Annotated in this window: 20 protein-coding genes; 7 read left to right on the forward strand and 13 right to left on the reverse strand. The window is 69.2% G+C overall.

What is annotated here, in order from left to right; genetic code table 11:
• Positions 1-50 precede the first annotated feature (50 nt).
• The 3 genes from A5732_RS07750 to A5732_RS07760 all read right to left on the reverse strand — a co-directional run bounded on the left by A5732_RS07750 (position 51) and on the right by A5732_RS07760 (position 3,107).
• Positions 51-1,256 carry an alpha/beta hydrolase gene (locus A5732_RS07750; RefSeq protein WP_076101859.1) on the reverse strand — a complete coding sequence of 402 codons (1,206 nt, stop codon included), beginning with the start codon at positions 1,254-1,256 and terminating at the stop codon, positions 51-53.
• Positions 1,257-1,424: 168 nt separating this feature from the next.
• Positions 1,425-2,090, reverse strand: coding sequence for an SAM-dependent methyltransferase (locus tag A5732_RS07755; RefSeq protein ID WP_076101860.1), 666 nt, complete (start codon positions 2,088-2,090; stop codon positions 1,425-1,427).
• 288 nt (positions 2,091-2,378) lie between these two features.
• Complete coding sequence (locus tag A5732_RS07760) at positions 2,379-3,107, reverse strand: alpha/beta fold hydrolase (RefSeq protein WP_076101872.1); 729 nt, start codon at positions 3,105-3,107, stop codon at positions 2,379-2,381.
• Positions 3,108-3,285: 178 nt separating this feature from the next.
• Here A5732_RS07760 and A5732_RS07765 point away from each other — a divergent pair, with 178 nt between their 5' ends.
• Complete coding sequence (locus tag A5732_RS07765; protein ID WP_076101861.1) at positions 3,286-4,185, forward strand: alpha/beta hydrolase; 900 nt, start codon at positions 3,286-3,288, stop codon at positions 4,183-4,185.
• A gap of 6 nt (positions 4,186-4,191) precedes the next feature.
• On the opposite strand, the gene A5732_RS07770 is transcribed toward A5732_RS07765, so the two are convergent.
• The 3 genes from A5732_RS07770 to A5732_RS07780 form a co-directional block, all read right to left on the reverse strand.
• The gene (locus tag A5732_RS07770; RefSeq protein ID WP_076101862.1) at positions 4,192-5,505 is read right to left on the reverse strand and encodes an amidohydrolase family protein; all 1,314 of its coding nucleotides are present in this window, start codon (positions 5,503-5,505) and stop codon (positions 4,192-4,194) included.
• Complete coding sequence (locus tag A5732_RS07775) at positions 5,499-6,686, reverse strand: CoA transferase (protein ID WP_076101863.1); 1,188 nt, start codon at positions 6,684-6,686, stop codon at positions 5,499-5,501. Before A5732_RS07775 ends, A5732_RS07770 begins: the two co-directional genes overlap by 7 nt.
• A gap of 70 nt (positions 6,687-6,756) precedes the next feature.
• Positions 6,757-7,773 (reverse strand): MaoC family dehydratase, encoded by a 1,017-nt coding sequence (locus A5732_RS07780; protein ID WP_076101864.1) that lies wholly within the window; start codon positions 7,771-7,773, stop codon positions 6,757-6,759.
• Positions 7,774-7,830: 57 nt separating this feature from the next.
• Between A5732_RS07780 and A5732_RS07785 the strand changes: the two genes are divergently transcribed.
• Positions 7,831-8,982, forward strand: coding sequence for an acyl-CoA dehydrogenase family protein (locus A5732_RS07785; protein ID WP_171974978.1), 1,152 nt, complete (start codon positions 7,831-7,833; stop codon positions 8,980-8,982).
• An 82-nt stretch (positions 8,983-9,064) separates the two neighbouring features.
• Complete coding sequence (locus A5732_RS07790; protein WP_076101865.1) at positions 9,065-9,541, forward strand: CD225/dispanin family protein; 477 nt, start codon at positions 9,065-9,067, stop codon at positions 9,539-9,541.
• Here the strand turns inward: A5732_RS07790 and A5732_RS07795 are convergent.
• Genes A5732_RS07795 through A5732_RS07810 form a run of 4 tightly spaced genes read right to left on the reverse strand, consistent with a single transcriptional unit; the run spans position 9,526 to position 13,815 of the window.
• Positions 9,526-10,485 (reverse strand): enoyl-CoA hydratase/isomerase family protein, encoded by a 960-nt coding sequence (locus A5732_RS07795; RefSeq protein WP_076101866.1) that lies wholly within the window; start codon positions 10,483-10,485, stop codon positions 9,526-9,528. The two genes, A5732_RS07790 and A5732_RS07795, sit on opposite strands and share 16 nt — an antisense overlap.
• A 3-nt stretch (positions 10,486-10,488) precedes the next feature.
• On the reverse strand, positions 10,489-12,006 hold the full coding sequence (gene fadD4, locus A5732_RS07800; RefSeq protein ID WP_076056124.1) for a fatty-acid--CoA ligase FadD4: 1,518 nt from the start codon (positions 12,004-12,006) through the stop codon (positions 10,489-10,491).
• Positions 12,007-12,040: 34 nt separating this feature from the next.
• The gene (locus A5732_RS07805; protein WP_076101867.1) at positions 12,041-13,102 is read right to left on the reverse strand and encodes an S-adenosylmethionine:tRNA ribosyltransferase-isomerase; all 1,062 of its coding nucleotides are present in this window, start codon (positions 13,100-13,102) and stop codon (positions 12,041-12,043) included.
• Positions 13,099-13,815: an SDR family NAD(P)-dependent oxidoreductase gene (locus tag A5732_RS07810; RefSeq protein ID WP_076056127.1), complete on the reverse strand. Its 717-nt coding sequence runs from the start codon at positions 13,813-13,815 to the stop codon at positions 13,099-13,101. Before A5732_RS07810 ends, A5732_RS07805 begins: the two co-directional genes overlap by 4 nt.
• Before the next feature lie 60 nt (positions 13,816-13,875).
• On the opposite strand from A5732_RS07810, the gene soxR reads away from it, so the two are divergent.
• Positions 13,876-14,343, forward strand: coding sequence for a redox-sensitive transcriptional activator SoxR (gene soxR / locus A5732_RS07815; protein ID WP_064953970.1), 468 nt, complete (start codon positions 13,876-13,878; stop codon positions 14,341-14,343).
• Positions 14,344-14,361: 18 nt separating this feature from the next.
• On the opposite strand, the gene A5732_RS07820 is transcribed toward soxR, so the two are convergent.
• From A5732_RS07820 to A5732_RS07830, 3 genes are all read right to left on the reverse strand, one after another.
• A complete protein-coding gene (locus tag A5732_RS07820; protein ID WP_076101868.1) occupies positions 14,362-16,188 on the reverse strand; it encodes a phosphoenolpyruvate carboxykinase (GTP) in 1,827 nt (608 codons plus the stop codon).
• Positions 16,189-16,349: 161 nt separating this feature from the next.
• A complete protein-coding gene (locus A5732_RS07825; protein ID WP_216351570.1) occupies positions 16,350-17,894 on the reverse strand; it encodes a hypothetical protein in 1,545 nt (514 codons plus the stop codon).
• Entirely contained in the window at positions 17,891-18,979 is a 1,089-nt protein-coding gene (locus A5732_RS07830; RefSeq protein ID WP_076101870.1) for a hypothetical protein, read from the reverse strand. Before A5732_RS07830 ends, A5732_RS07825 begins: the two co-directional genes overlap by 4 nt.
• 193 nt (positions 18,980-19,172) lie before the next feature.
• On the opposite strand from A5732_RS07830, the gene trmB reads away from it, so the two are divergent.
• From trmB to A5732_RS07845, 3 genes are all read left to right on the forward strand, one after another.
• Positions 19,173-19,955 carry a tRNA (guanosine(46)-N7)-methyltransferase TrmB gene (trmB, locus tag A5732_RS07835; protein ID WP_170880163.1) on the forward strand — a complete coding sequence of 261 codons (783 nt, stop codon included), beginning with the start codon at positions 19,173-19,175 and terminating at the stop codon, positions 19,953-19,955.
• A 13-nt stretch (positions 19,956-19,968) separates the two neighbouring features.
• A complete protein-coding gene (locus A5732_RS07840) occupies positions 19,969-20,682 on the forward strand; it encodes an NYN domain-containing protein (protein WP_076101871.1) in 714 nt (237 codons plus the stop codon).
• Positions 20,683-20,731: 49 nt separating this feature from the next.
• A partial coding sequence (locus tag A5732_RS07845) for an MMPL family transporter (protein WP_076101874.1) occupies positions 20,732-23,195 on the forward strand: 2,464 nt, incomplete at its 3' end.

Raw genomic sequence — 23,195 nt, forward strand, 5'->3', positions numbered from 1 at the left:
TATGTGTATAAGACACAGCCCATAGAGGGACCATACTCAGCGGTGGCGGTTCAGATAACCTCTTTTGCCCCGACGCGTGTCTTGGTGCGGTAGATCTGGTTGAGGAACAGCGAGGCGACGTGCGCGGCGGCGCCGGCGCGCACGCCGTCGATGAGGTCATATCCGTGGCCGGCCCCGGGGAATTCGAGGTAGCCGACCATCGAATGCGACACCGCCCGCAGCCGCTCGACGAAGCTGCGCGCCTGCTCGACGGGGATGACGGTGTCCTTGCTGCCGTGCATGACCAGGAAGGGCGGCGCGTTCCGGTGCACCCGCGCGATCGGGGACGCGTCGCGGAAGATCTGGGGGTGGCGCGCGATCGACTTCTTCACCACGACCCGCTCCAGGAACTCGACGAACCGCTCGCGCTCCGGCGTCGAGCGGTCCTCCCAGTCGTAGCGGCCGTAGATACCGACGACCGCGTCCACCGAGGTGTCGGCGCCCTCGGGCAGCTTCGCCTGGAACTGTGGGTCATCGGGCGTCAGCCCGGCCAGCGCGCACAGGTGGCCTCCGGCCGAACATCCTGCTATCGCAACGAAATTGCGGTCGCCGCCGAACTTGTCGACATTGGCACGGGCCCACGCGATGGCGGTCTTGACGTCGATGATGTGGCGCGGCCAGCGGTGGTGCGGCGAGACGCGGTAGTTGACCGCCAGGCACACCCATCCCTGTTCGGCGAGCCGGGACATCAGAGCGGACCCCTGGCCCATGCACTTGCCGTGCACCCAGGCGCCGCCCGGCAGGAAGATCAGGACCGGCGCGGGCTGCGCGGGCAGGTCTTTGCGCCGCCAGACGTCGAGCACCTGCTCGGGGTGGTCGCCGTAGTGGACGGCCCGGCGGTGGAGATAGCGGCGCTGGCGCAAGCCGTCCCAGATCGGCGGTGTCCTCTCGGCCACCGGCCACTCCATCTCGAGGTCCGCGGCCGACACGACCCCGCGCAACGCGGCGAGGGAGACCTGCTGGGTGCTCTCCCGGTCGCGGCGCCGGACGTCGTTGATTCCGGGCGTGAACCAGTCCCTGGTCGCCGCGGAGATCGCCTCCGGTGCGTGCCGGGCGCCCCACACACCCATGGCGGTCAAACCGCCCAGCGGTTCAAGGTGCTTGCCGACCACGGGCAGCGAAGCCCCCGCCACGCTCAAAACCAGCGCATAGTCACCGGGGCGGGCCCGCAGCAACCATTTCACGCAATCGGTAATGCCCGGTCCACTCACCGTCATGGTGGGGACTGTACCCCTCACGCCATCTTGCAAACTGACGTTTCCGTAGAGCGGCCGACGATTGTGGAATCGCTTTGCCCGGCCCGCTCGCTGGGTTCGATATTTGCGCTGTTTGGACCGTTTCTCGAGGTTCGCTGAGTTGGATGAATTTTGCTGTGTACGACACGCTTACCTGGCCGTCAGGTCGGCGATCACCCGGCCGCCGACAAGGCTGACGCTGGTCAGCGTCAGCCCCACCTGCGCGGCCAGGGCGGCGGCGCTGTCCACCCCGACGGATGCCCAGCGAAACCAGGGCCCGACCTCGCCCGCCGCCTCCAGCCGCACCCATCGCGAACAGATTCCGATGGCCTCGGCTTCGAATTCGGCGACGCAGCGGCCACCTCGCGCCAGCAATTCGAAGGCGCGCCCCAGGATTCGCCGCGGGTCCCCGCCGAGCCCGACGTTGCCGTCGACCAGCAGAACGGTCTGCCACAGGCCCGTTCCCGGCAGCGGCTCGAACACGTCGCCCAGCAGGGCCGGCGCACCGCCGCGGCCCGCCAGCTGGATCGCGGTCGCGGACCGGTCGATGCCCAGTGCTGGGATGCCGCGCTGAATCAGCCTGGCCACCAACCGGCCCGGCCCGCAGCCCAGTTCGATTGTCGGCCCGGTGCACATCTGCGTGACGGCTTCGTCGAAGACATCGTCGAAGGTTTGGTCAAAAGGCGGGCCAGATCCATCACCGGGACATCGCACACCCAACCATCGGTGCGCCGGCAGTGGCCGCAGTTCGCCGTCCTCATGACGGATCCAACATCGCTCCCCGCCGAGTGCCCGATCGTAAAGTTGCCCAAGCATTTCACGTCCTCGCGTCCTGGCCGATCGGGCGGCGCGGCGGCGCTCGGCCCCGTGCGGGACGTTGCGGCGACGTACCGGCAAACCCAACAAGCTGACAGCAAGCCCGTGCGCGCCAGCATTGCTCCGATACCCCAATCGTGGGTCGGCTAATCCATTCGCCTTTCTGGGTCCTTCCTGCGGCTACGGTGCAGCGCCCGGCATGGTTCACCAACCGGCGGCGACCCGACGCGCGCGTCACCCTCGTCGGAGAACCGGATGTGTCCGAATGCTGGTTATCGGCGCGGCATTTCAGCCGAACAAGAACGCGTCCAGCAGCTGGTTCACGCGCGCGGGATCCTCCAGCGCCGCCAGGTGCCCGACCCCGTCGAGCGCGGTGAAGGACGAGCCCCGAATCGAGTCGGCCATGACGCGGGTTTCGGCCACCGGGAACGTGGCGTCTTCGGCGCCGGCGACGACCAGCATCGGGGACGTGACGCGGGCCAGCAGCGCACGCTGGTCCGGCCGCGCCGAGACCACGCTGCGCACCGCCCAGCGGACCGAGTCGGTGTTCACCGACTGCAGGTTGGCCCGCACCGTGTCGACCACGTCCGGGCGGGTTCGCAGAGTCGTCGGCCCCAGGAAAGCGCGGACGGCCGAGCGTGTCAGCGGCGGCCGGATCCCACCCAGCGCCGTCGCCAACCACACGAGGGCCGCATACTTAATCTTCTGCGCGACACCGGCTTTGGAGGCCGTACAATTCATCAGCACGGCGCGGTGGAGCCGATCGGGATAGAGCGCGGCGAAGGTTCCGCCGATCATCCCGCCCCACGAATTGCCGACGAAGTGCGCCCTGTCGATGTCGAGGCCGTCCAGCAGGTCGACGACGCACCGCGCGCAGTCGGTGAAGCTGAACATCGCCCGCAGCGGCGCGCTGCCGCCGTGGCCGGGCGGGTCGATGAGCACCAGGCGATGGGTGTCGCCGAAGCGCGCGGCCTGGCCGGCCCACAGGTCGCCCGTCATCAACAGGCTGGGCCACATCAGGACGGCGGGCCCGGTGCCCGCACTCACCTGAACCCGGATCGTCCCGAGGACCGTATCGACCGACCGCGATTCCAGCCGGGGGTTGTTGGCGGTCAAGCTGCCTCCTGAAGTCGTAGCGCGCTGCAGATCCCACATCGGGAGTCAGTTAATTTTCCGCGTCGGTGATACTTGTCCGGTGACGAACAACGATGTTCATCCTGACCTGCAGCGATTTGCCCGCTTCGCTCCGCGCCGGCTCGTCGGCCCCCGGACCCTGCCGCTCATGCGGGCGGGGCTCGCGTGGCGGGGGCGCCTCACCAAGCCCGTCGCCGACGTCGAGGCGATCACGCTCGATTCGGGTGCCGGCGTTCGGCTGTTCCGTCCCGCCGGGGCCACCGAGGCCACGCCCGCGCTGCTGTGGATCCACGGCGGCGGATACGTGATCGGCACCGCCCAGCAGGACGACCAGCTCTGCAGCGGGTTCAGCAGGCGGCTGGGCATCACCATCGCGTCGGTGGAATACCGCCTGGCGCCCGAACATCCGTATCCCACACCGCTGGAGGACTGCTATTCGGCGTTGACGTGGTTGGCCGGGCTGCCATCGGTGGACCGCTACCGCATCGCGATCGGCGGCGCCAGCGCCGGCGGGGGCCTGGCGGCGGCCCTGGCCCTGCTGGCCCGCGACCGCGCGGAGGTGAGCCCGGCATTCCAGCTGCTGACCTATCCCATGCTGGACGACCGCAGTTCGGCCACCGCCCCGAGCTCGAATTACCGGCTGTGGGACAACCGCAGCAACAGGTTCGGCTGGGCGGCGTATCTCGGCAACGCCGACCCGCAGCTCGCCGTCCCCGGTCGCCGCGGCGACCTCAGCGGGTTGCCGCCGGCCTGGATCGGTGTGGGCACGCACGACCTGTTCCACGACGAAGACCTGGCCTACGCCGAACGCCTGCGCGCCGCCGGGGTGCCGTGCCAGGTCGAAACCATTTCGGGCGCCTTCCACGGCTTCGACCTGGTGTTGCCGAAAGCCCAAGTGTCGCGGCGGTTTTTCGACAGCCAGTGCGACAGCCTGCGCGCGGCGCTGGCCCCCACCGCTTGACGCGCCTCACATCGCGAAGTACACCAGCTCACCGCCGATGACGGTGGCGGCGACCAGTCCCGCGTCCAGGGCGGCCAGGGCGATCGCGGGCGGCTCGTTCAGCACGCACAGGTCCCCCGGCTGCCCGATTTCCACGCTGCGCGGCCGGCCGGGCTGATCCGCGCGCCCCAGAAACATCGTCAAAGCCTCTCGCGCGGAAACACATTCGTGCCGGCCCAACACGGCGCCCTGCGGCGTGGTGCGATGCACCGCGGCGCGCATCGCCGTCCAGGGGTCGCCGTGGCCGAACGGCATGTCGGTGGACAGCGCGACGGGCACCGTCGCGTCACGCAGGCAGGCGACGCGCCACAGCTGATCGTGCTCGGCGGCGGGCACCTCGGACAGGTACTGGTCGCCGCGCTCGGCGACGAAGTTGGGCTGCGTCACCACGGTGATCCCGAGCTCGGCGAGGTCGGCCAGATTGTCGTCGGGCACCACGGCGGCGTGTTCGATGCGGTCCCGCGGGTGGCCGCCGGCCGCCCGCAGGGCCGCGATGGTCACCACCAGCTGGGCGGCGGTCACGCAGTGCACGGCGACCGGTTGCCCGCTATCATGCTGGCGCACAATCCATTCCGTGAGGGCGTCGAGGTCCAGGTGATCGTCGTGCAGGATCTTCTTGCCCGGCGACAGGAAACTCAGCCGCGGCCGAAACTCGCCGCGCTCGTGCGCCGTCGTCAGCGACTCCATGTCGTCGGCATCGAGATCGGGGGTCGCGTCGGTGACGCCGGTGACACCGGTCGCGGTGATCCGGCGGCTCAGTTCGGCCAGGTCGGTTTCGCGCCGCTGCAGCGCCAGCGACCAGCCGCGGTCGGCGCTGCGCAGCCGCCCGTCGGGATGTTCGGCCAGGCCGACCCGGCCCAGCGCCTCGGAATTCAGGATCCACAGCGCTCCGCTGCGGTGCTGGATGCGCACCGGGACGTGCGGAACGATGGCGTCGAGGGCGCCCCTATCCAGTTCCCCCGCAACCGAATCGTGGTAGCCCACAGCGCGAATCCAGCCGTCGGGCCCCGGTGTGGCGTTGGCCAGCAATTGGCTCAGCTGCGACTCGGTGCTGACGCCGGGCGGTCCGACGAAAAACGAATCCAGCGCCGAGGCCGCCGAGCGCAGGTGCACATGGTGGTCGTGCAGCCCGGGCAGGACGGCGCCGCCGCCCGCGTACAGCACGCCCTCCCCCGCCCGCGGCACCAGACCCTCGCCCGGTGGCGCCATCTCCTCGATCAGCGCGCCCACCCGAATGTCCGTCGTGGTGCCGTCCAGCAAGGTTGCTCGCTGAATCAGCATGGCAGGACCCGCCTTTGGGCGACAAGGCGGCGCACCGCGTCGTTGTCGGCGCCCAGACCGGACGCCGGATGCCGCGCGGGCGGGGTGGCCGGTGCCCACACCGGCGCCGGCGATGCCGACGGCTCGACCGGCAGCGCCGCGTAGGTCGCGGCGACCCCGGCCATGGATACCCGGATCAGCTCGCCGCCGCCGCGTCCCAGCGATTCACCCACCGCCAGGGCGGCTTCCAGCCCGCTCAGCGGGTCGGCGATGGCGTCACCGCAGAACACCGGGCCCTCGGCGCTGGTGCCGACCAGGCCACCCGCCACCGCGGCGTCGTCACCGAATCCCGGCCGCAGGCCGTCATATCCGGTGATCTGCAACCAGATTCGGCCCGCGCGCGGCGCGACGTCGTCGGGGCCGAGCCGCCGGCGCGCGAGCCCCGCCGGGCGCGAGCCCTCGATGACGATGTCGCTGACCGCGAGCAGTTCGCGCAATTCGTCGGCCTGGCCGTCGAAATCGAGTTCATAGCTTAGCTTTTCGCCGTTGACCCAGTCGAAGAAGGCCGGATGTCCGCCCCGGGTGCCGTCCGGGCGGCGCGGACTTTCGACTTTGACGACGGTCGCGCCGGCCCGGCCCAGCAATCGCCCGCAGAGCGGGCCCGCCCACATCGAGGACAGGTCGGCCACCAACAGACCCCGCGGTGTCCTCGGCGCCGCCCGCGATCCGTTCTCGCGTATCCGCGCCGGCGTGGGCGCGGCCTCGCCCAGGGCGGCCGCCGGAATGTCCAGCAGCCCGGCCCGGTCGACGATCTCGGCCACCGGGCGGGCGGCGGCCCAGCGTTGCAGCTCCGGCCACGGGTCGGCGGCTATCTCGTCGGCCTGCAGCAGCGCCGGCACGGCGTCGAGGTCGTCGGCGCGCGAGAGGGTGAGCGCGCAATAGCCGTCGCGGGCGGTGAGCAGGTGGGTGGCGCCGCCCGGCGACACCCGCCCGCCGCGGGCCAGCCCCAGCATGGCGGCCCGCCCCGTCAACAGGCTCGCCGCGTCGATGGTGATGCCCAGCCGCTCACCGGTGGCCGCAGCGACGTCGCGCGCGCGGGCCAGCACGTTGGCGCGGGAGAAGTCGGCGGGACCGTCGGGCAGGCCGGTCAAGTAGGCCAGCCCGCTGCTCCCCCACTCCTTGACCTGCTGGGACTCCCCCACTGACGAAGCCGAACTCACGCCCCTATTGTGCGCGCGGCCCACGGCACCGCCGCGACCGGCAAACCCGGGCTCAGAACTGCAGCGCGCGAAACCGCCAGTCCAGCACCGGCCGGTCCGGCTCGCCGGCGGTGTCGCCGACCGCATACACCAGCGACCGCAGCCCCAGCACGCCGCCGTGATCGGTCGGCTCGGCGGATTCGATGTGCAGCTCGCTGTACAGGGTGTCGCCCTCGTGCACCGGCCCGGTGTGATCGCAGGATTGCCAGTTCAGGACCGTCACCAGATTGGGCAGCAGCCTGCTCGCCTGCGCGAGCGCCAGCCCGATGGTGTGCCCCCCGTACACCAGCCGGCGCCCGCCGACCCTCGAATCATGATGCGTGGCAGCGATATTCAACGTCAGTCGGGCGAGTTCGGGTGCGCTGCTGACCACGTCGGCGGTGCTGCGCAACACCGAGCCGGCCAGCCCGGCGTCGAAGTGCGGACCGGGCACCTTGTCGCGGAACACCGCGCCGTGCCACTGCGCGGTCGGATCGTGGGCCGGCCCGGGCACGTCGACGCCGATGGCGGACAGATCATCGTTCGGCGCGTTGTCGGGCGCGAAATCCGGGCCGGCGGGCAGCATCCCGCACCGGTAGAAGTCGAGCACCAGCCGATCGGCCTGGTCGATCGTGATCATCCGCAGCGCCGCCAGCCCGGTCGGCGCCCGGCCCGGCTTGGGCGAATTCGCCCGCAGGCCAACCACTTCGGTGCGGGTGTAGAGCGAATCGCCGATGATCGGGAACCGGTGAAACACCAGGCCGCGGTAGAACAGGTTGGCCTTGACCCGCTGGGTCACCAACGTCGACTGCCCGATCGCCACGTCGCACACCAGCCCCGGATGCGCCAGCGGCCCGGGCAGGCCCGTCACCGCCCCACACAGACCTGCGTCCAGCGCCAGACGCAGCCGGTCCCCCACGATCGCCTGGTGCGCGCCCGCCAACCCGGACGACAACGTCATTGAGGGCGCCCAGTCGAACACCTGCCCCACCGCGAGGTCGTCGAAGTACGGCCCGCCCTCGCGAATCCCCGCATACCCGTCGCTAGTCACAACGCCCCATGCTGGCAGGGTGTGGAATCGAGGGTCAATGCTGGAGGGTGATCACAGGTGAACGACGAAGAAGAGATGCTGGTCGCCACGGTGCGGGCGTTCGTTGACCGCGACGTCAAGCCGCGCATTCGCGAGGTCGAGCACGCCAACTCCTACCCCGAGGCGTGGATCGAGCAGATGAAGCGGATCGGCATCTACGGTCTGGCCGTCCCGGAGGAGTACGGCGGTTCGCCGGTGTCCATGCCGTGCTACGTGCGGGTCACCGAGGAACTGGCGCGAGGCTGGATGAGCCTGGCCGGTGCGATGGGCGGGCACACCGTGGTCGCCAAGCTTTTGGCGCTGTTCGGCACCGAGGACCAGAAGCGGGCCTACCTGCCGCGGATGGCCAGCGGCGAGGTGCGCGCCACCATGGCGCTGACCGAGCCCGGCGGCGGCTCGGATCTGCAGAACATGACGACCACCGCGTTGCCCGACCCCGATGACGCCGACGGCCTTGTGGTCAACGGGTCCAAGACTTGGATCAGCAACGCGCGCCGTTCCGGACTGATCGCGCTGTTGTGCAAGACCGACCCGGACGCCAGGCCGCGGCACAAGGGCATCTCGATCGTGCTCGTTGAGCACGGGCCGGGCCTGACCGTGTCGCGGGACCTGCCGAAGCTGGGGTACAAGGGCGTCGAGTCCTGCGAGCTGTCGTTCGACGGCTTCCGGGTTCCTCGGACGGCGCTGCTGGGCGGCGTTGCGGGCGAAGGCTTTTCACAGATGATGAAGGGGCTCGAGACGGGACGCATCCAGGTGGCCTCCCGCGCCCTTGGCGTCGCCACCGCCGCGTTGGAAGACGCGCTGGCCTACGCCCAGCAGCGCGAGAGCTTCGGCCAGCCGATCTGGCAGCACCAGTCGATCGGTAACTACCTGGCCGACATGGCGACCAAACTCACCGCGGCCCGCCAGCTCACCCGGTATGCCGCCGAGCGATATGACAGCGGTGAACGCTGCGACATGGAAGCCGGGATGGCCAAATTGTTCGCCTCCGAAATCGCCATGGAGATCGCGTTGAACGCGGTGCGAATCCACGGCGGCTACGGCTATTCCACCGAGTACGACGTCGAACGCTACTTCCGGGATGCGCCGCTGATGATCGTCGGTGAAGGCACCAACGAGATCCAGCGCAATGTGATTGCCCGGCAACTGGTGACGCGGGGCGGGATCTGATCCGGCTCACCAATCTCACGGCCCGAGAACATAGTTTGCTGTATATTTGCCTGACTCTGAACCAAAGGGAAAGGCAGCCGCCATGAGTTATCCCCCCGTGCCGCCCGGAGGTTCGCCAGAATGGCCGGGGCAGCAGCCGGAATGGCAAGGCCAGCAACCGGAATGGCAGGGCCAGCACCCCGCCGGCTGGCAGGGTCAGCAGCCGCCGGGGTGGCAGGGCCAGCCGCCACCCGCCGGATGGCCGGCGCCCCAGCCGGGCTGGCAGGGCCAGCCGGAACCTGAGAACTATTTGGTCTGGGCGATCCTGTGCACGGTGCTGTGCTGCCTGCCTCTTGGGATCGTGTCGATCGTGTACTCCACCAAGGTGTCCGGGCTTTGGGCGCAGGGACGCTACGCCGAGGCCCACGAGGCGGCCAACAATGCCAAGAAGTGGGCCATCATCAGTGCGGTGGTCGGTGCCGCCGCCGCGGTGATCGGCGTCGTGCTGTGGTTCGCCATGTTCGCAGCGATCGTGTCGACCATCCCGTCCACGACCACCACCACCTATCCGGGGTTCTGATCCCAGGTCTCGTCGACCAGCCCCCAGGCCGCCGCGGTCTGCGCGTCGACGGTGCGGCCGGTCAACACGAGATACGCTGTGCGCCAACGTCCTATCCGCCGCGTGACGCTGACGGTGCCACCGGCCCCCGGGAGCAGCCCCAACGCCAGCTCGGGTAGCCCGAACACCGCGTCGTCGCGCGCGCTGACCCACCCGCAGAACGCCGCCATCTCCAGTCCGCTGCCCATCACCCGGCCGTGTACCTCCGCCCGGCAGGCGCGGCCGAGCCGGTCGGCCAGCGCATCGAGCGCCAGGGCGGGGCTGTAGCGGGTGCGGGCCAGGTGCGCACTCGCCGGATCGGCGAAGGTGCCGAATTCGGCCAGGTCACCGCCGCTGCAGAACGATGGGCCGTTGCCGCTCAACACGACGCCGGTGACCGAGGGATCCAGCTGCGCCACCGCCAGCGCCTCCAGCAGCGCGGCGCGGGCATCGGTGGAAAACGCGTTGTGCCGCTGCGGCCGGTTGAACGCGATTCGCACGACGTCGCCGTCGCGGGCCGCCCGCACCGGGTCGGGGATCTCGGGCATGCGGCCCGGGCCGCGCTCGCGCAGCCACTGCGCGAACTCCGGGCCGGCCTGCAGGGTCGAGTACGCCAATGACTCCGTCACCAACCCGGACAGCGTCGGGCCACGCGGGTCCACCGCGCGCAACACGTCGTCGCAGATCCCGCTGGCGTGCGGCCAGCGGCGGCATCGCGCCGTCAACTCGTCCACGGTCGCCGGCACCGAATCGACGGTGACCACGCGCCGGTCGGCGCAGTGATCCTCGGTCAGCGTGAAAGTTGCTGCGTCAAGCCAGGATCCGGCCACGGCGATGTCGGCGGCCGAGCCCACGGCGACGATCACCCCGGGCGGCGATGACGGGCCGTCCTGCGGCGCGCTCGACAGGTCGACCACCCGGAGCATCGGTCACACCGAGTATTTCTCGATCAGCCCATTCTTGTAGAGCTTGCCGGTGTCGGTGCGCGGCAGCTGCGCTTCGAACGCGATCGATCGCGGGCACTTGTAGTGCGCCAACCGGTCTCGCAGCCACGCCGTCAGCTCGTCGGCGAATTCGTCGGTGGCGTCGGCCGGGTCGACGGTCTGCACGGCCGCCACCACGCGCTGGCCCATCTCGTCGTCGGGCACCCCGAACACCGCGGCGTCGAGCACCTTCGGGTGGGTGACCAGAAGGTTCTCGGCCTCCTGCGGGTAGATGTTCACCCCACCGGAGATGATCATGTGGTGGCGCCGGTCGGTCAGGTACAGGTAACCCTCGTCGTCGAGATAGCCGATGTCCCCGACGGTGGCCCAGCCGTGCTTGTCGCGCGATGAGGCGGTTTTCGTTGGGTCGTTGAGGTATTCGAAGGAATAGCCGCCCTCGAAGTAGATCTCGCCGGCCTGCCCGGGCGGCAGCTCGTCGCCGTTCTCGTCGAGGATGTGCACGGCGCCCCCCATGGGCTTGCCGACCGAACCCGGATGCGCCAGCCACTCTTCGGCGGTGATCAGCGTCGACCCGTGCGCTTCCGAGGACGCGTAGTACTCGTCGATGATCGGCCCCCACCAGTCGATCATCTGCTTTTTGATCTCCACCGGGCACGGGGCCGCGGCGTGCATCACCCGCTGCAGGCTGGTCAGGTCGTACGAATGACGAACCTGCTCAGGCAGTTTCAGCATGCGGGTGAACATCGCCGGGACGAACTGGCCGTGCGTGACGCGGTGTCGCTGGATGACGTCCAGGCAGCCTTCGGCGTCGAACTTCTCCATCACCACCGTGGTGATGCCGCCGGCCTGCGCGCTCATCGACCACACCGACGGCGCCGTGTGGTACAGCGGAGCCGGGCTGAGGTAGATCGAGTCGGGCGTCATCCAGAAACCGACCAGTGCGGACATCATGCCGGGCGCCTCGGCCGGTGGCACGTGCGGCAATTCGCGCTTGATGCCCTTGGGCCGGCCGGTGGTGCCCGACGAGTACTGCAGCAGGTCGCCCTCGATCTCGTCGTCGATCGGGGTATCGGGCTGGCCCGCAACGCATTCCGGGTAACGCTCCCAACCCGGCAGGTCACCATCGGCGATCAGCAGCAGCTCGGGTAGCCCGCCGGGCAGCTGCTCGGCCAGGCCGGCGAGGGTGTCGCGCAGCGCCGCCGACCCGATGATGGCCTTGGCGCTGCTGTTGTCGATGATGTAGGCCGCCTCTGCCGCGGTCAGGTGGGTGTTGATCGGCACGTAGTACAAGCCGCTGCGACGAGCCGCCCACATCACCGCGTGGATGTGCTCGTTGTTCTCCATCAGGATGGCGACGGTGTCGCCCTCGCGCAGACCCGCCTCGCGGAACCGGTGCGCCAACCGATTGGCACGGGCCTCGAGGTCGTCGAACGTGACGACCGTTCCGGACGGGTACAGGATGACAGCAGCTTTGTCGGCACCGATATAGGGGCGGATCTGCATGCGCAGACTGTACCGCCGCCAAACTTGACGGGTGTTAAGTGGTCGCTCGGCCGGGCAGTAACAGCGCGCTGTCGCCGAATTCATGCCACAGGTAGCCGTGGTCCACGGCCTCCCGATACGCCCTGGCGACCAGCTCGGGACCGGCGACCGCCTCCAGCAACAACAGGTGCGAGGCGCCGGCGTCGTGCCAGCCGGTCACCAGGCCGTCGACGACGCGACACGGCCGGTCGGGCCCAAGCACCAGATCCGTCCAGCCATCCACCTGGCGCACCACGCCGTCCGTGGTCGCGGCGGACTCCAGAGCGCGCGTCACTGTCGTTCCCACCGCGATCACCCGTCCGCCGGTCTCGCGCGTGAAGTTCACCAGTCGCGCGGTGGCGGCGGGCACGTGGAGGGGTTCGGCGACCGGTGGCTCGCCCGCATCCGCCGACGACACCCCCGCGTGCAGCGTGATCGGCGCGATCGCGATGCCGGCGGACACCAGGTCGGTGACTAGTTCTGTGCTGAATGGCCGTGCCGCACTCGGCATTTCAGCGCTTCCGGGGCGCCTGGCGAAAACCGTCTGGTAGTAGTGCAGCGGCCACGGCCGCGGCACGTACGAGTACCGGATGGGCCGGCCGTGCCTGGCCAGATACGACCCGACGTCACCCTCCACAACGATCCGCGCGGACCACAACCGTGCCCCGCTGATCCCCGGTTGCGGGTAGGACGACTCGATGACAAGCACCCCGCCGCCCGGCATGTCGATGTGCTCGCCCGGCCGCACGTCGGGGAGGTGTCCAGCCGCGTCCCCGGCGGGCCGCAGTTCCACCACCCAAATCCTTTCGGCTCGCCGGGTCGAGAAGTGCACTGCGATGGCCTGCCCGTCCCGGCGGCCGTCCACCGCGGCGGGCAGGGTTTCCGAGTCGTTCACCACCAGCAGATCGCCCGGTCGCAGGTGATCGCCGAGATCGGCGAAGCGGGCGTGGGTGACCCTGTCCGGGCGAGCAACCAGCAGCTTGACGGCATCGCGGGAGATGCCGTGCGCTTCGGGCGGCTCGAAGGCGTCGGAGCCTGGGGCGCGGTGGAAGCGGGTGCGCGGAGCCGTCAGCGTCATCGCGGGGCTCCGGATAGCGTCAGTTCGACGGCGCGGTAGCGGCCAGAAGCCGGGCGCGTATCGAGCAATCGCAGCAAGGCCGGCACGACGGACGCGGGCTCGGCACGGTCGGAGATGTCCTCGCCCGGGAAGGCGGCCTGGTGCATCTCGGTGCGCATGTCGCCGGGGTCGAAGGCGTACACGCGCACCGCGGGCGTCTCGGCGGCGAGGACGGCCGATAGTTGGTCGAGCGCCGCCTTCGACGAGCCATATCCTCCCCAGCCGGGGTACGGTTCGACGGCGGCGTCGGAGGTCAGATTGACGATCACACCTGCGTTTTCGGCCAGGGTCGGCAACGTGGCCTGGATCAGGGCCAGCGGCGCGAACAGGTTGGTCTGGTACACCGTCGACAACTCGCTCGCAGGGTAATCGGCGAGGACCGGTTGCGGGCTGGGCCCCAGCCGGCTGGCGTTGTTCACCAAGAGGCCAAGTGGCCCCGCATTGCGTGCTGCCGCGACCAACTCGGCACGGTGCGACGCGTCGGTGACGTCACCGGGCAGCGCGATGAAATTCCTTGAATTCAGTTCTCGGACAGTTGATTCCAGTTCGGAGGCGCGTCGGGCGTCGCCGACGACGGTCCAACCGCGGTCGAGCAGGGCGGCGGAAACCGCACTTCCGAAGCCGCGCGAGGCACCGGTGACAATCGCGACGGGTTGCTGTATGGATTGAGTCATCCCCCCATACTGATAGTTGAAGTAAACTTTAAGTCAAGTCACGAATTCGAGAAGGCCACAATGGATAAGCGAGACTTGTTCACCGTCAGCGAGATAGCGAACCGCAGCGGCTTCGCGGCGTCGGCGATCCGGTTCTATGAGAGCCAGGGCCTGATCACCGCGACCCGGACCGCCGGCGGCCAGCGCCGCTTCGAGCGGCAGATGCTGAGACGCCTGGCCTTCATCAAGGCCGCCCGCAACGTCGGCCTGAGCCTGGATGAGATCGCCGACGCACTCGCCACACTTCCGGATGGCCGCACCCCGACGCGCGCCGACTGGGGCCGGCTGTCCAAAACTTGGCGCGCGCGCCTCGACGATCAGATCGCCGGGCTGATCGCGCTGCGCGACAACCTGGACTCGTGCATCGGCTGCGGTTGCCTGTCGCTGAAGCGGTGCGCCATCTCGAATCCGGGCGACCTGGCAGCCAGCGCCGGGGCGGGAGCGATCTACCTGCCGAGATCGCTACGACGGCAGGCGATTAGCCGCTGAGGTCTACCGCGAGCGGGCTCAGCCCGCTTCGGACAGCCGCTGCTTGAGCGCCTCGAACTCGTCGCGGACACCGGTGGGCAGCTTGTCGCCGACGAATTCGAACCACTCCTCGATCAGGGGCAGTTCCTCGCGCCACTCGGCGGGGTTGACCGCCAGGGCCTTGGCCACCTCGTCGGTGCTGGCGTCGAGCCCATCCAGGTCGAGGTCCTCGGCCTTCGGCACGATACCGATCGGGGTGTCCTGGCCGCCGGCCTGGTGCTCGATGCGGTCCACGATCCACTTGAGCACCCGGCTGTTCTCGCCGAAGCCCGGCCACAGGAAGCCGCCGTCTTCGTCGCGGCGGAACCAGTTGACGAAGAACACCTTCGGCATCTTCGACTCGTCGGAGTTCTTGCCCAGGTCGAGCCAGTGCTGGAAGTAGTCACCGACGTGGTAGCCCAGGAACGGCAGCATGGCCATCGGGTCGCGGCGCACGGTGCCGACCTTGCCCTCGGCGGCGGCGGTCTGCTCGCTGCCCATGGTGGCTCCCATGAACACGCCGTGCTGCCAGTCGCGGGCCTGGGTCACCAGCGGCACCGTGGTCTTGCGGCGGGCGCCGAACAGGATGCCCGAGATCGGCACGCCCTGCGGGTCGTCCCACTCCGGCGCCAGGATCGGGCACTGCGACATCGGGGTGCAGTAGCGCGAGTTGGGGTGCGCGGCCTTCTCGCCGGAGTCGGGCGTCCAGTCGCGGCCCTTCCAGTCGGTCAGGTGCTCGGGCTCGCCCTCCAGGCCCTCCCACCACACGTCGTTGTCGTCGGTGAGCGCCACGTTGGTGAAGACGGTGTTGCCGGCCTCGATGGTGCGCATGGCGTTGGGGTTGGACTTCCAGTTGGTGCCCGGCGCGACGCCGAAGAAGCCGAATTCGGGGTTGACCGCGTACAGGCGGCCGTCCTTGCCGAACCGCATCCAGGCGATGTCATCACCGAGCGTCTCGGCGCGCCAGCCCGGGATGGTCGGCTGCAGCATGGCGAGGTTGGTCTTGCCGCACGCCGACGGGAACGCCGCGGCGAAGTAATAGGCCTTGTTCTCCGGGGAGATGAGCTTGAGGATCAGCATGTGCTCGGCGAGCCAGCCCTCGTCGTGGGCCATGGCCGAGGCGATACGCAGCGAGTAGCACTTCTTGCCCAGCAGCGCGTTACCGCCGTAACCCGAGCCGTAGCTCATGATCTCGCGGGTCTCCGGGAAGTGGGTGATGTACTTGGTGTCGTTGCACGGCCACGGCACGTCCTTTTGGCCCGGCTCCAGCGGCGCGCCCACCGAGTGCAGCGCCTTCACGAAGAACCCGTCGTCGCCCATCTTTTCCAGGGCGGCCTTGCCCATCCGGGTCATCACCTTCATCGAGATGACGACGTACTCGGAGTCGGTGATCTCCACGCCCAGCTTCGGGTCGTCGGCGCCGAGGGGTCCCATGCAGAACGGCACCACCCACATGGTGCGGCCGCGCATACAACCGCGGTACAGGTCGGTCATGGTGGACCGCATCTCGGACGGGTCCATCCAGTTGTTGGTCGGTCCGGCACCGTCCTGCTTCTCGGTGCAGATGAAGGTCCGGGACTCCACGCGCGCCACGTCGGACGGGTCGGACAGCGCCAGGTAGGAGTTGGGGTGCTTCTTCTCGTTCAGCTTCTTCAACGTGCCGGCCTCGACCAGCTGGGTGGCCAGGCGGTTGAACTCCTCGTCGGAGCCGTCAGCGAAGATCACCCGGTCGGGCTGGGTGAGTTCGGCGACCTCCTGCACCCATGACAGCAGGCCCTGGTGGTTCGTGGGTGCTGTGTCCAAACCGGGAATGGTCGCTGAGGTCATCGAACTCTCCTGGATTCATCTGCGTATCGGGCTGGTGTTGCTCGCTATGCTCTCGCCCACACAATTAAGGAATTGGTGGCGTTAACTACAGGTTATCTTGAGGATCTTGTCGGGGAAGTCTCGGGCAGGTATAAGCCTTCTCACAACAACGATTCAGAAGTTCACGACGCGTCGCCATCTTCGCTCCTCGAAGCGGGTTTTTCGGTCTCGTCACCGCCGGCGTCTTCAGAGTGACTTTCCTCTTCTCGTATACCCGGTTCTCCCAGTTCTGCACGTACGGCCGCCAGCGCCGCCGTCACCGCGGGCATCTCCCGATCGCGCGCGGCCGAGGCCCGCGCGGCAGCCAGGGCGTGCTCGCGAAGTTCGGTGTCGATGACGGCCACCGAGGCGGCCGCCTCCGCGTTCTCGGCCTCATCCTCGGCCAGCAGCGCCTTGCTCAGCACCGACTCGGCGACCAGCACCCGGGTGGCGACCAGCTCCTCGGCGACCGACTGCAGCGAAGCCGTGACGTCGCCCGCCCAGCGGTCCAGCAGGGCGCGATCGTGCAGCAGCGCACGGATGTTGATCACCATGAAGGTGAGCCCCACCGAGATCGCCACGCATACCAGTGCCGCGACGACGGCCAGCCCGGGGTTCAGCCGCGAGGCCAGACCGCTCATCAGCCGGCTCAGCGTCAGCGCCACCCCGAGGCCGAACCCGACGCCGAGCAGGATGGTCAGCCAGGTTTCCTGGCGCCGCGATTTCAGCGGTGGCGGCGAGACGTCCACCGCCGGCAGCTGCTCGAGCGGCGGCAGCTCCATCGGCACATCCATCGCCTGCGCCACCTCGGCCAGTTGCGCGTCGGTGCTTTCGCTGACCTCGGCGACCACCCCTTCCAGCTGGTCGCGGGTGACCGCCTCGAAGCCGGACATGTTGCGCCGCGACAAACCCGCCGCGTATTCCTGCAGTTCGGTGCGCACGCCCGCGCACCGGTTACGTGCCGAGTGGGACAACGCGACCCGAGCCTGCTGGATCTGACTGCGCAGCGTGATCGTGCGCTCGCTTTTCGCCTGACGCCGCTGCTGCAACACCGCGCCGCGCTCCTCGCGCAGCGCCTCGACCCGGGCCCGCCGGCCCGACCCCTCGACCTCGCGGTCAAACCGCCGCGCCATCGTCTGCAGGCGAGATTCCCACGCCCGCAACCTGTTTCGCCGGGCGAGATCGGGGTCGTCGAGTTGCGCCGAGACGGCGTCGACCAGTTCGTCGACGTCGGGCTCACCCAGGTCGGGCAGGGCCGCCACACCCACCCAGGGGGCCCGGCCGTAGCGCGGCGCATGCGCGCCCAGCGAGTCGCAGTTGGCGACGACGATGTCGCGCCAGTTCAGATGCACGTCGATCTTGGACACCACGCCGACGACCGCATCGGTGTGCTCGGTCGCGGCGTCCAGCAGGGCGCAGTCCGATGGTGTCAGGTTGGCCGCTGCGGACACGACGAACACCACGACCGTCGGCACCTCGCCGGGCCCCAGGTCCGTCGACTCCACGAATTGGTGTTGAGGCAGCCGCTTCCGCAGGGCGTCGGCCACCGCGGTGACCCCGGCCATCCACGGACCGGTCACCAGCACCACGTCGCGGCGCTGAATCGCCGGCGGATCCAGTCCCGGCCCCGCCGCCGCCACCAGCGCGTCCACCGCGGCGACGGGATCGTCGCTTGTCGAGGCGCTCACCAGGATCCCCCCGGCAGCGAGCCGCAGGCCTGCGACCACAGTCGCAGCGATCCGCGGGCGATGTCGGCGCCGCAGGCACGGTGCAGTTCGCTGGCCGACGCGCGGCTGTAGCGCTGCCACCGCACCGCCCGCGGCAGGTGCGCGGACGGGTCGCGATGCGCGTCGAGGTGCTGCGGGGCGCCCGGCTCCAGCCCGGCGGCCTCGGCCAGGTCCACGGCCGCCGCCATGCGGGCGACGACGGTGTCGTCGCGGGACAGGAACGCGCTGATGCGCTCGGCGAGCCTGCCGCCCCCGGCGGCCAGCGCCTCGAGTTCGGCGACGGCGTCGAGCACCCGCTGATAGCGCGCCTCGGCGCCCAGCGCACGGATTTTGGCCAGGACGGCGTCGACGCCGCTCATCCGGTGTAGCAGGGTCAGCACCTGGGCCGGGGTCCGGCCCTGCCGGAACGCGGCGACCGCCAGCGCGGTGCCGAACAGGTCGAGGGTGTCCAGCAGGCGCTGCCGCACCTCGGTCGGCACCGGGGCGTCGGCGGTCAGGAATGCGGCGAAGGAGCCGTCGAAGCATGCGGTGCCGGGGTGAGCGGCCAGCGCGGACAGCGCCGTCCACTGGGCGCTGTCCAGGTCGTCGAGGGCGGCGACCGCGAGCAGACCCGTCATCGGTTCCATGGGCGCGCCGATCAGCGCCGAGAGCTCCGTGCACCTGGCGCGTGCCGCCGCGACCGGGCCGTCGCCACCCCGCCCGGACAGCGAGCCCGCCAGGTCCGCCTTGTTCAGCACCGCCAGCACCGGGCGCCCGGCGGTCGCGCTCGCCTGGACGTCCTCGGGCTTGACCACCTCCGTGATCACATAGACCACCACGTCGGCGTCGCGCTCGGACGCCGGGCCGTCGACCGCGATGCCGGCCGCGCGTCCCGCGCCGTCCAGGGCGCGGCGCACGGTGCGGCAGCCGACCCCCCGGCGGCCGCGCACAACCACGCGCAGGGGCGCGGCGGATCGCTGTGCGATCGCCGTCAGGCGCGGGTCGACGTGGCCGGCGGCGAAGCGCGCCAGCTCGTCGACGAAACTCTGGTGTCCTTGTCCCCTCATATCCCGCCTGTTCGGTCTCGATGACCCCCATGCCCGGGCCGCGTCGCCGCTACCGGAGGCAGCGCCGGGCCCGAGCGGTCCCACCGAATGGTGGCACCCACGTCACCAAGAAGCGAGCCACCGTTAATGAGTTACCAGGTGGAGGCAACTGTTGGGTATCAATCCGGACCAGGGGCGGCTACATCCGAGGTTTATAGGCCACCATGGACAAATGCATGCGCAGCGCGGGGTGGCGATGTCTCCCGACACGCCGACGGGGGGCTCGGATCGCCCCGACCAGCGCTATCTCCCGGCCACGGCGTTCCGATCGCGGCGATCGGCCCTGTCCGATGCCCAGCGCCAGACCTGGGACCGGCGCTGGCCCGAGCTCGGCTTGTCGTTGGGCGCCGCAACCGACGAACCCGACAGCTCCGAACCCACGCTGGATACCCGCGCCTGGTTCGGGCGACAGGCACCGGTGGTGCTCGAAATCGGTTGCGGCAGTGGCATATCCACGCTGGCGATGGCCAAGGAAGAGCCCAATATCGACGTGGTCGCGGTGGAGATCTACCGGCGTGGGCTGGCGCAGCTGCTGTGCGCGATTGACCGCGACAAGGTCAGCAACATCCGGCTGATCCGCGGCAACGCCCTCGATGTCCTGCAACGCCTCATCGCACCGAGTTCGTTGACCGGCGTACGCGTCTTCTTTCCCGATCCGTGGCCGAAGGCGCGGCACCACAAACGCCGGTTCCTGCAGCCGGGCACGATTGGCTTGATAGCCGACCGGCTACTCCCTGGTGGTGTCCTGCACGTTGCGACGGACCACGCCGGCTACGCCGAGCACATCGCCGAGGTCGGCGCGGGTGAACCCCGGCTGCACCCGACCGATCCCGACAGTGCGCTGCCGATCTCGGTCGCGCGCCCGACCACCAAGTACGAGACGAAGGCTCAAGAAGCGGGCAGTGCCGTCACCGAATTCATTTGGCTTAGACGATGAGTAGGCGATGAGTATGAGCCTGACCGAAGAGACCGCGGCGGGGGCCCAACCCGTCGCGCCGCCGGCGGTGCTGACCGGCGACGACCTGGGCGGCTTCTCTCCCCCGGGTGGACGCGTGCTGTTGGTGTGGGACGCCCCGAACCTGGACATGGGGCTGGGCTCCATCCTGGGCCGCCGCCCGACAGCGCTGGAACGCCCGCGGTTCGACGCCCTGGGCCGCTGGTTGCTGGCGCGCACGGCCGAGGTCAGCGCCGGTCGTCCCGGCGTCGTGGTGGAACCCGAGGCCACGGTGTTCACCAACATCGCGCCGGGCAGCGCCGACGTCGTCCGGCCGTGGGTGGACGCGCTCCGCAACGTGGGGTTCGCGGTCTTCGCCAAGCCGAAGATCGACGAGGACAGCGACGTCGACCGCGACATGCTGGCCCACATCGAACTGCGGCGCACCGAGGGGTTGGCGGCGCTGGTGGTGGCCTCCGCCGACGGTCAGGCGTTTCGTCACCCGCTGGAAGACATCGCACGAAGCGGGGTCAGCGTCCAGGTGATCGGATTTCGCGAACATGCGAGTTGGGCGCTAGCGTCGGATACCTTGGACTTCGTTGATCTGGAGGATATCGCTGGTGTCTTCCGGGAACCGTTGCCGCGGATCGGCCTAGATTCGCTGCCTGACCAGGGTGCGTGGCTGCAGCCGTTCCGGCCGCTCTCCGCGCTGCTGACCGCGCGTGTGTGACACTGGAAAACCTATGCGCGGGTCGTTAACGATCCAGTAAGGAGCTTGCGTGTTCGCCTGGTGGGGTCGAACTGTGTACCGGTACCGGTACATCGTGATCGGGGTCACGGTAGCTCTGTGTCTGCTGGGTGGCGTCTTCGGAATCAGCCTGGGCAAGCATGTTACACAGAGCGGCTTCTACGACGACGGCAGCCAATCCGTTAAGGCCTCGGTGCTGGGGGACCAGACCTACGGCCGCGACCGCACCAGCCACGTGGTGGCCACCTTCACCGCCCCCAACGGAAAAACTGTCGACGATTCGGCGTGGCGGGACAAAATCATCGGCGAGCTCAACAAGTTCAAGGCCGACCACCCCGACCAGGTCGTCGGCTGGGCCGGCTGGCTGGCGGCGCCGGACAGCACCAACCCCGTCATCAAGGGGATGGTCAGCGAGGACAAGAAGCACACCTTCGTGTCCATCCCGCTGAAGGGCAACGACGACGACAGCATCCTCAACAACTACAAGGCCATCCAGCCGGGCCTGCAGAAGCTCGACGGCGGCACCGTGCAGCTGGCCGGCCTCGAGCCGATCGCCGAAGCGCTGACCGGCACCATCGCCACCGACCAGCGCCGCATGGAGGTCCTGGCGCTGCCGTTGGTGACCGTCGTGCTGTTCCTGGTGTTCGGCGGCGCGGTCGCCGCAGGCCTGCCGGCCATCGTCGGTGGCCTGAGCATCGCGGGCTCGCTGGGCATCCTGCGCCTGGTCGCCGTGTTCGGGCCGGTGCACTTCTTCGCCCAGCCGGTCGTCTCGCTGATCGGCCTGGGTATTGCAATCGACTACGGGCTTTTCGTGGTGAGCCGGTTCCGGGAGGAGATAGCCGAGGGCTACGACACCGAGGCCGCGGTGCGAAGAACCGTGATGACGGCCGGGCGCACCGTTACCTTCTCCGCGGTGCTGATCATCGCGTCCAGCGCCAGCCTGCTGGTGCTGCCGCAGGGCTTCGTGCATTCGCTCACCTACGCGATCTTCGCCGCCGTGGGACTCGCCGCGTTGCTGTCGATCACGTTCCTGCCGGCGTGCCTCGCCATCCTCGGCCGCCACGTCGACGCGCTGGGCGTGCGGACCGCGTTCAGGGTGCCATTCCTGCGGAACTGGAAGTATTCGCGTGCCTACCTGAACTGGCTGGCCGACCGGCTGCAGAAGACGAAAACCCGTGAAGAGGTCGAGGCCGGGTTCTGGGGCAAGCTCGTCAACTGGGTGATGAAGAAGCCGCTGGCCTTCGCCATCCCGATCGCCGTCGGCATGATCCTGCTGGTCATCCCGCTGGGCAACCTGTCGTTCGGCGGCATGAGCGAGAAGTACCTGCCCCCCGACAATCCGGTGCGCCTGGCGCAGGAACACTTCGACAAGCAATTCCCGGGCTATCGGACCGAGCAGCTGACGATGGTGATCCAGAGCACCAACGGCAGCAAGGTGACCGACCAGCAGGTGGCCGACATCCGCAACAGGATCTCCTCGATCGGTGGCTTCGCCGACAAGACCTGGGAGGAGCGGGCCTGCCCGACCATCGCCGGTAACCCCTGCGTCGCCGGCCCGAACGGGACGACGGTGCCCAAAGACGGCTCGGTGCGGGTGATCCAGAACGGCCTGGTCAACAAGAGCGATGCGGCGAAGAAGCTCGCCGAACTGCGGTCGGTGAATCCGCCGAAGGGCCTGAACCTCTATGTCGGCGGCACGCCGGCGCTGGAGCAGGACAGCATCCACAGCCTGGCCGAGAAGGGTCCGCTGATGCTGGTGCTGTTGCTCAGCGCCACCCTGCTGCTGATGTTCCTGGCCTTCGGGTCGGTGGTGCTGCCGGTCAAGGCGGTGCTGATGAGCGCGCTCACGCTGGGCTCCACCCTGGGCATCCTGACCTGGATCTTTGTCGACGGGCACTTGTCGGGTGTCTTGAATTTCACCCCGACCCCATTGATGGTGGTGCTCATCGCGCTGGTCGTCGCGGTCGGTTTCGGTCTGGCCACCGACTACGAGGTGTTCCTGGTATCGCGCATGGTCGAGGCGCGCGAACGCGGCATGTCGACGGCCGAGGCCATCCGGATCGGGACGGCGACCACCGGACGCCTGATCACGGCCGCCGCGCTGGTGCTGGCGGTGGTCGCCGGTTCGTTCGTGTTCTCCGACCTGGTGCTGATGAAGTATCTGGCCTTCGGTCTGATGGCGGCGCTGCTGTTGGACGCCACCGTCGTCCGGATGTTCCTGGTGCCGTCGGTGATGAAGCTGCTCGGCGACGACTGCTGGTGGGCGCCGCGCTGGGCCCGCCGGCTGCAGAACAAGATCGGCCTGGGCGAGATCGATCTGCCCGACGAGCGCAAGCGGCCCACGCTCAACGGCCGGCCCGCGCGGCCGCCGGTTGCGGCCAGCCTGGTCGCCGCGGCGCCGCGGCCCCCGCACGACCCGACGCACCCCGGAGCGCCGGAGCCGTCGCGGCCCGCACGCCCCACGGACCCGCGGCCCGCGCAGGAACCGGCCGCGC

Origin of the sequence: Mycobacterium colombiense (assembly GCF_001953985.1) — a bacterium.
Classification (GTDB): domain Bacteria; phylum Actinomycetota; class Actinomycetes; order Mycobacteriales; family Mycobacteriaceae; genus Mycobacterium; species Mycobacterium colombiense_B.

Coding starts and splice junctions, on each gene's coding strand:
- A5732_RS07760 (WP_076101872.1), bottom strand. CDS start 3,107: ATGTGGCCCAGCCTGTTGATGACGGGCGACCTGTGGGCCGGCCAGGCC.
- A5732_RS07810 (WP_076056127.1), bottom strand. CDS start 13,815: ATGACTCAATCCATACAGCAACCCGTCGCGATTGTCACCGGTGCCTCG.
- A5732_RS07805 (WP_076101867.1), bottom strand. CDS start 13,102: ATGACGCTGACGGCTCCGCGCACCCGCTTCCACCGCGCCCCAGGCTCC.
- fadD4 (WP_076056124.1), bottom strand. CDS start 12,006: ATGCAGATCCGCCCCTATATCGGTGCCGACAAAGCTGCTGTCATCCTG.
- A5732_RS07755 (WP_076101860.1), bottom strand. CDS start 2,090: ATGCTTGGGCAACTTTACGATCGGGCACTCGGCGGGGAGCGATGTTGG.
- soxR (WP_064953970.1), top strand. CDS start 13,876: ATGGATAAGCGAGACTTGTTCACCGTCAGCGAGATAGCGAACCGCAGC.
- A5732_RS07840 (WP_076101871.1), top strand. CDS start 19,969: ATGAGCCTGACCGAAGAGACCGCGGCGGGGGCCCAACCCGTCGCGCCG.
- A5732_RS07790 (WP_076101865.1), top strand. CDS start 9,065: ATGAGTTATCCCCCCGTGCCGCCCGGAGGTTCGCCAGAATGGCCGGGG.
- A5732_RS07830 (WP_076101870.1), bottom strand. CDS start 18,979: ATGAGGGGACAAGGACACCAGAGTTTCGTCGACGAGCTGGCGCGCTTC.
- A5732_RS07820 (WP_076101868.1), bottom strand. CDS start 16,188: ATGACCTCAGCGACCATTCCCGGTTTGGACACAGCACCCACGAACCAC.
- A5732_RS07750 (WP_076101859.1), bottom strand. CDS start 1,256: ATGACGGTGAGTGGACCGGGCATTACCGATTGCGTGAAATGGTTGCTG.
- A5732_RS07770 (WP_076101862.1), bottom strand. CDS start 5,505: ATGCTGATTCAGCGAGCAACCTTGCTGGACGGCACCACGACGGACATT.
- A5732_RS07795 (WP_076101866.1), bottom strand. CDS start 10,485: ATGCTCCGGGTGGTCGACCTGTCGAGCGCGCCGCAGGACGGCCCGTCA.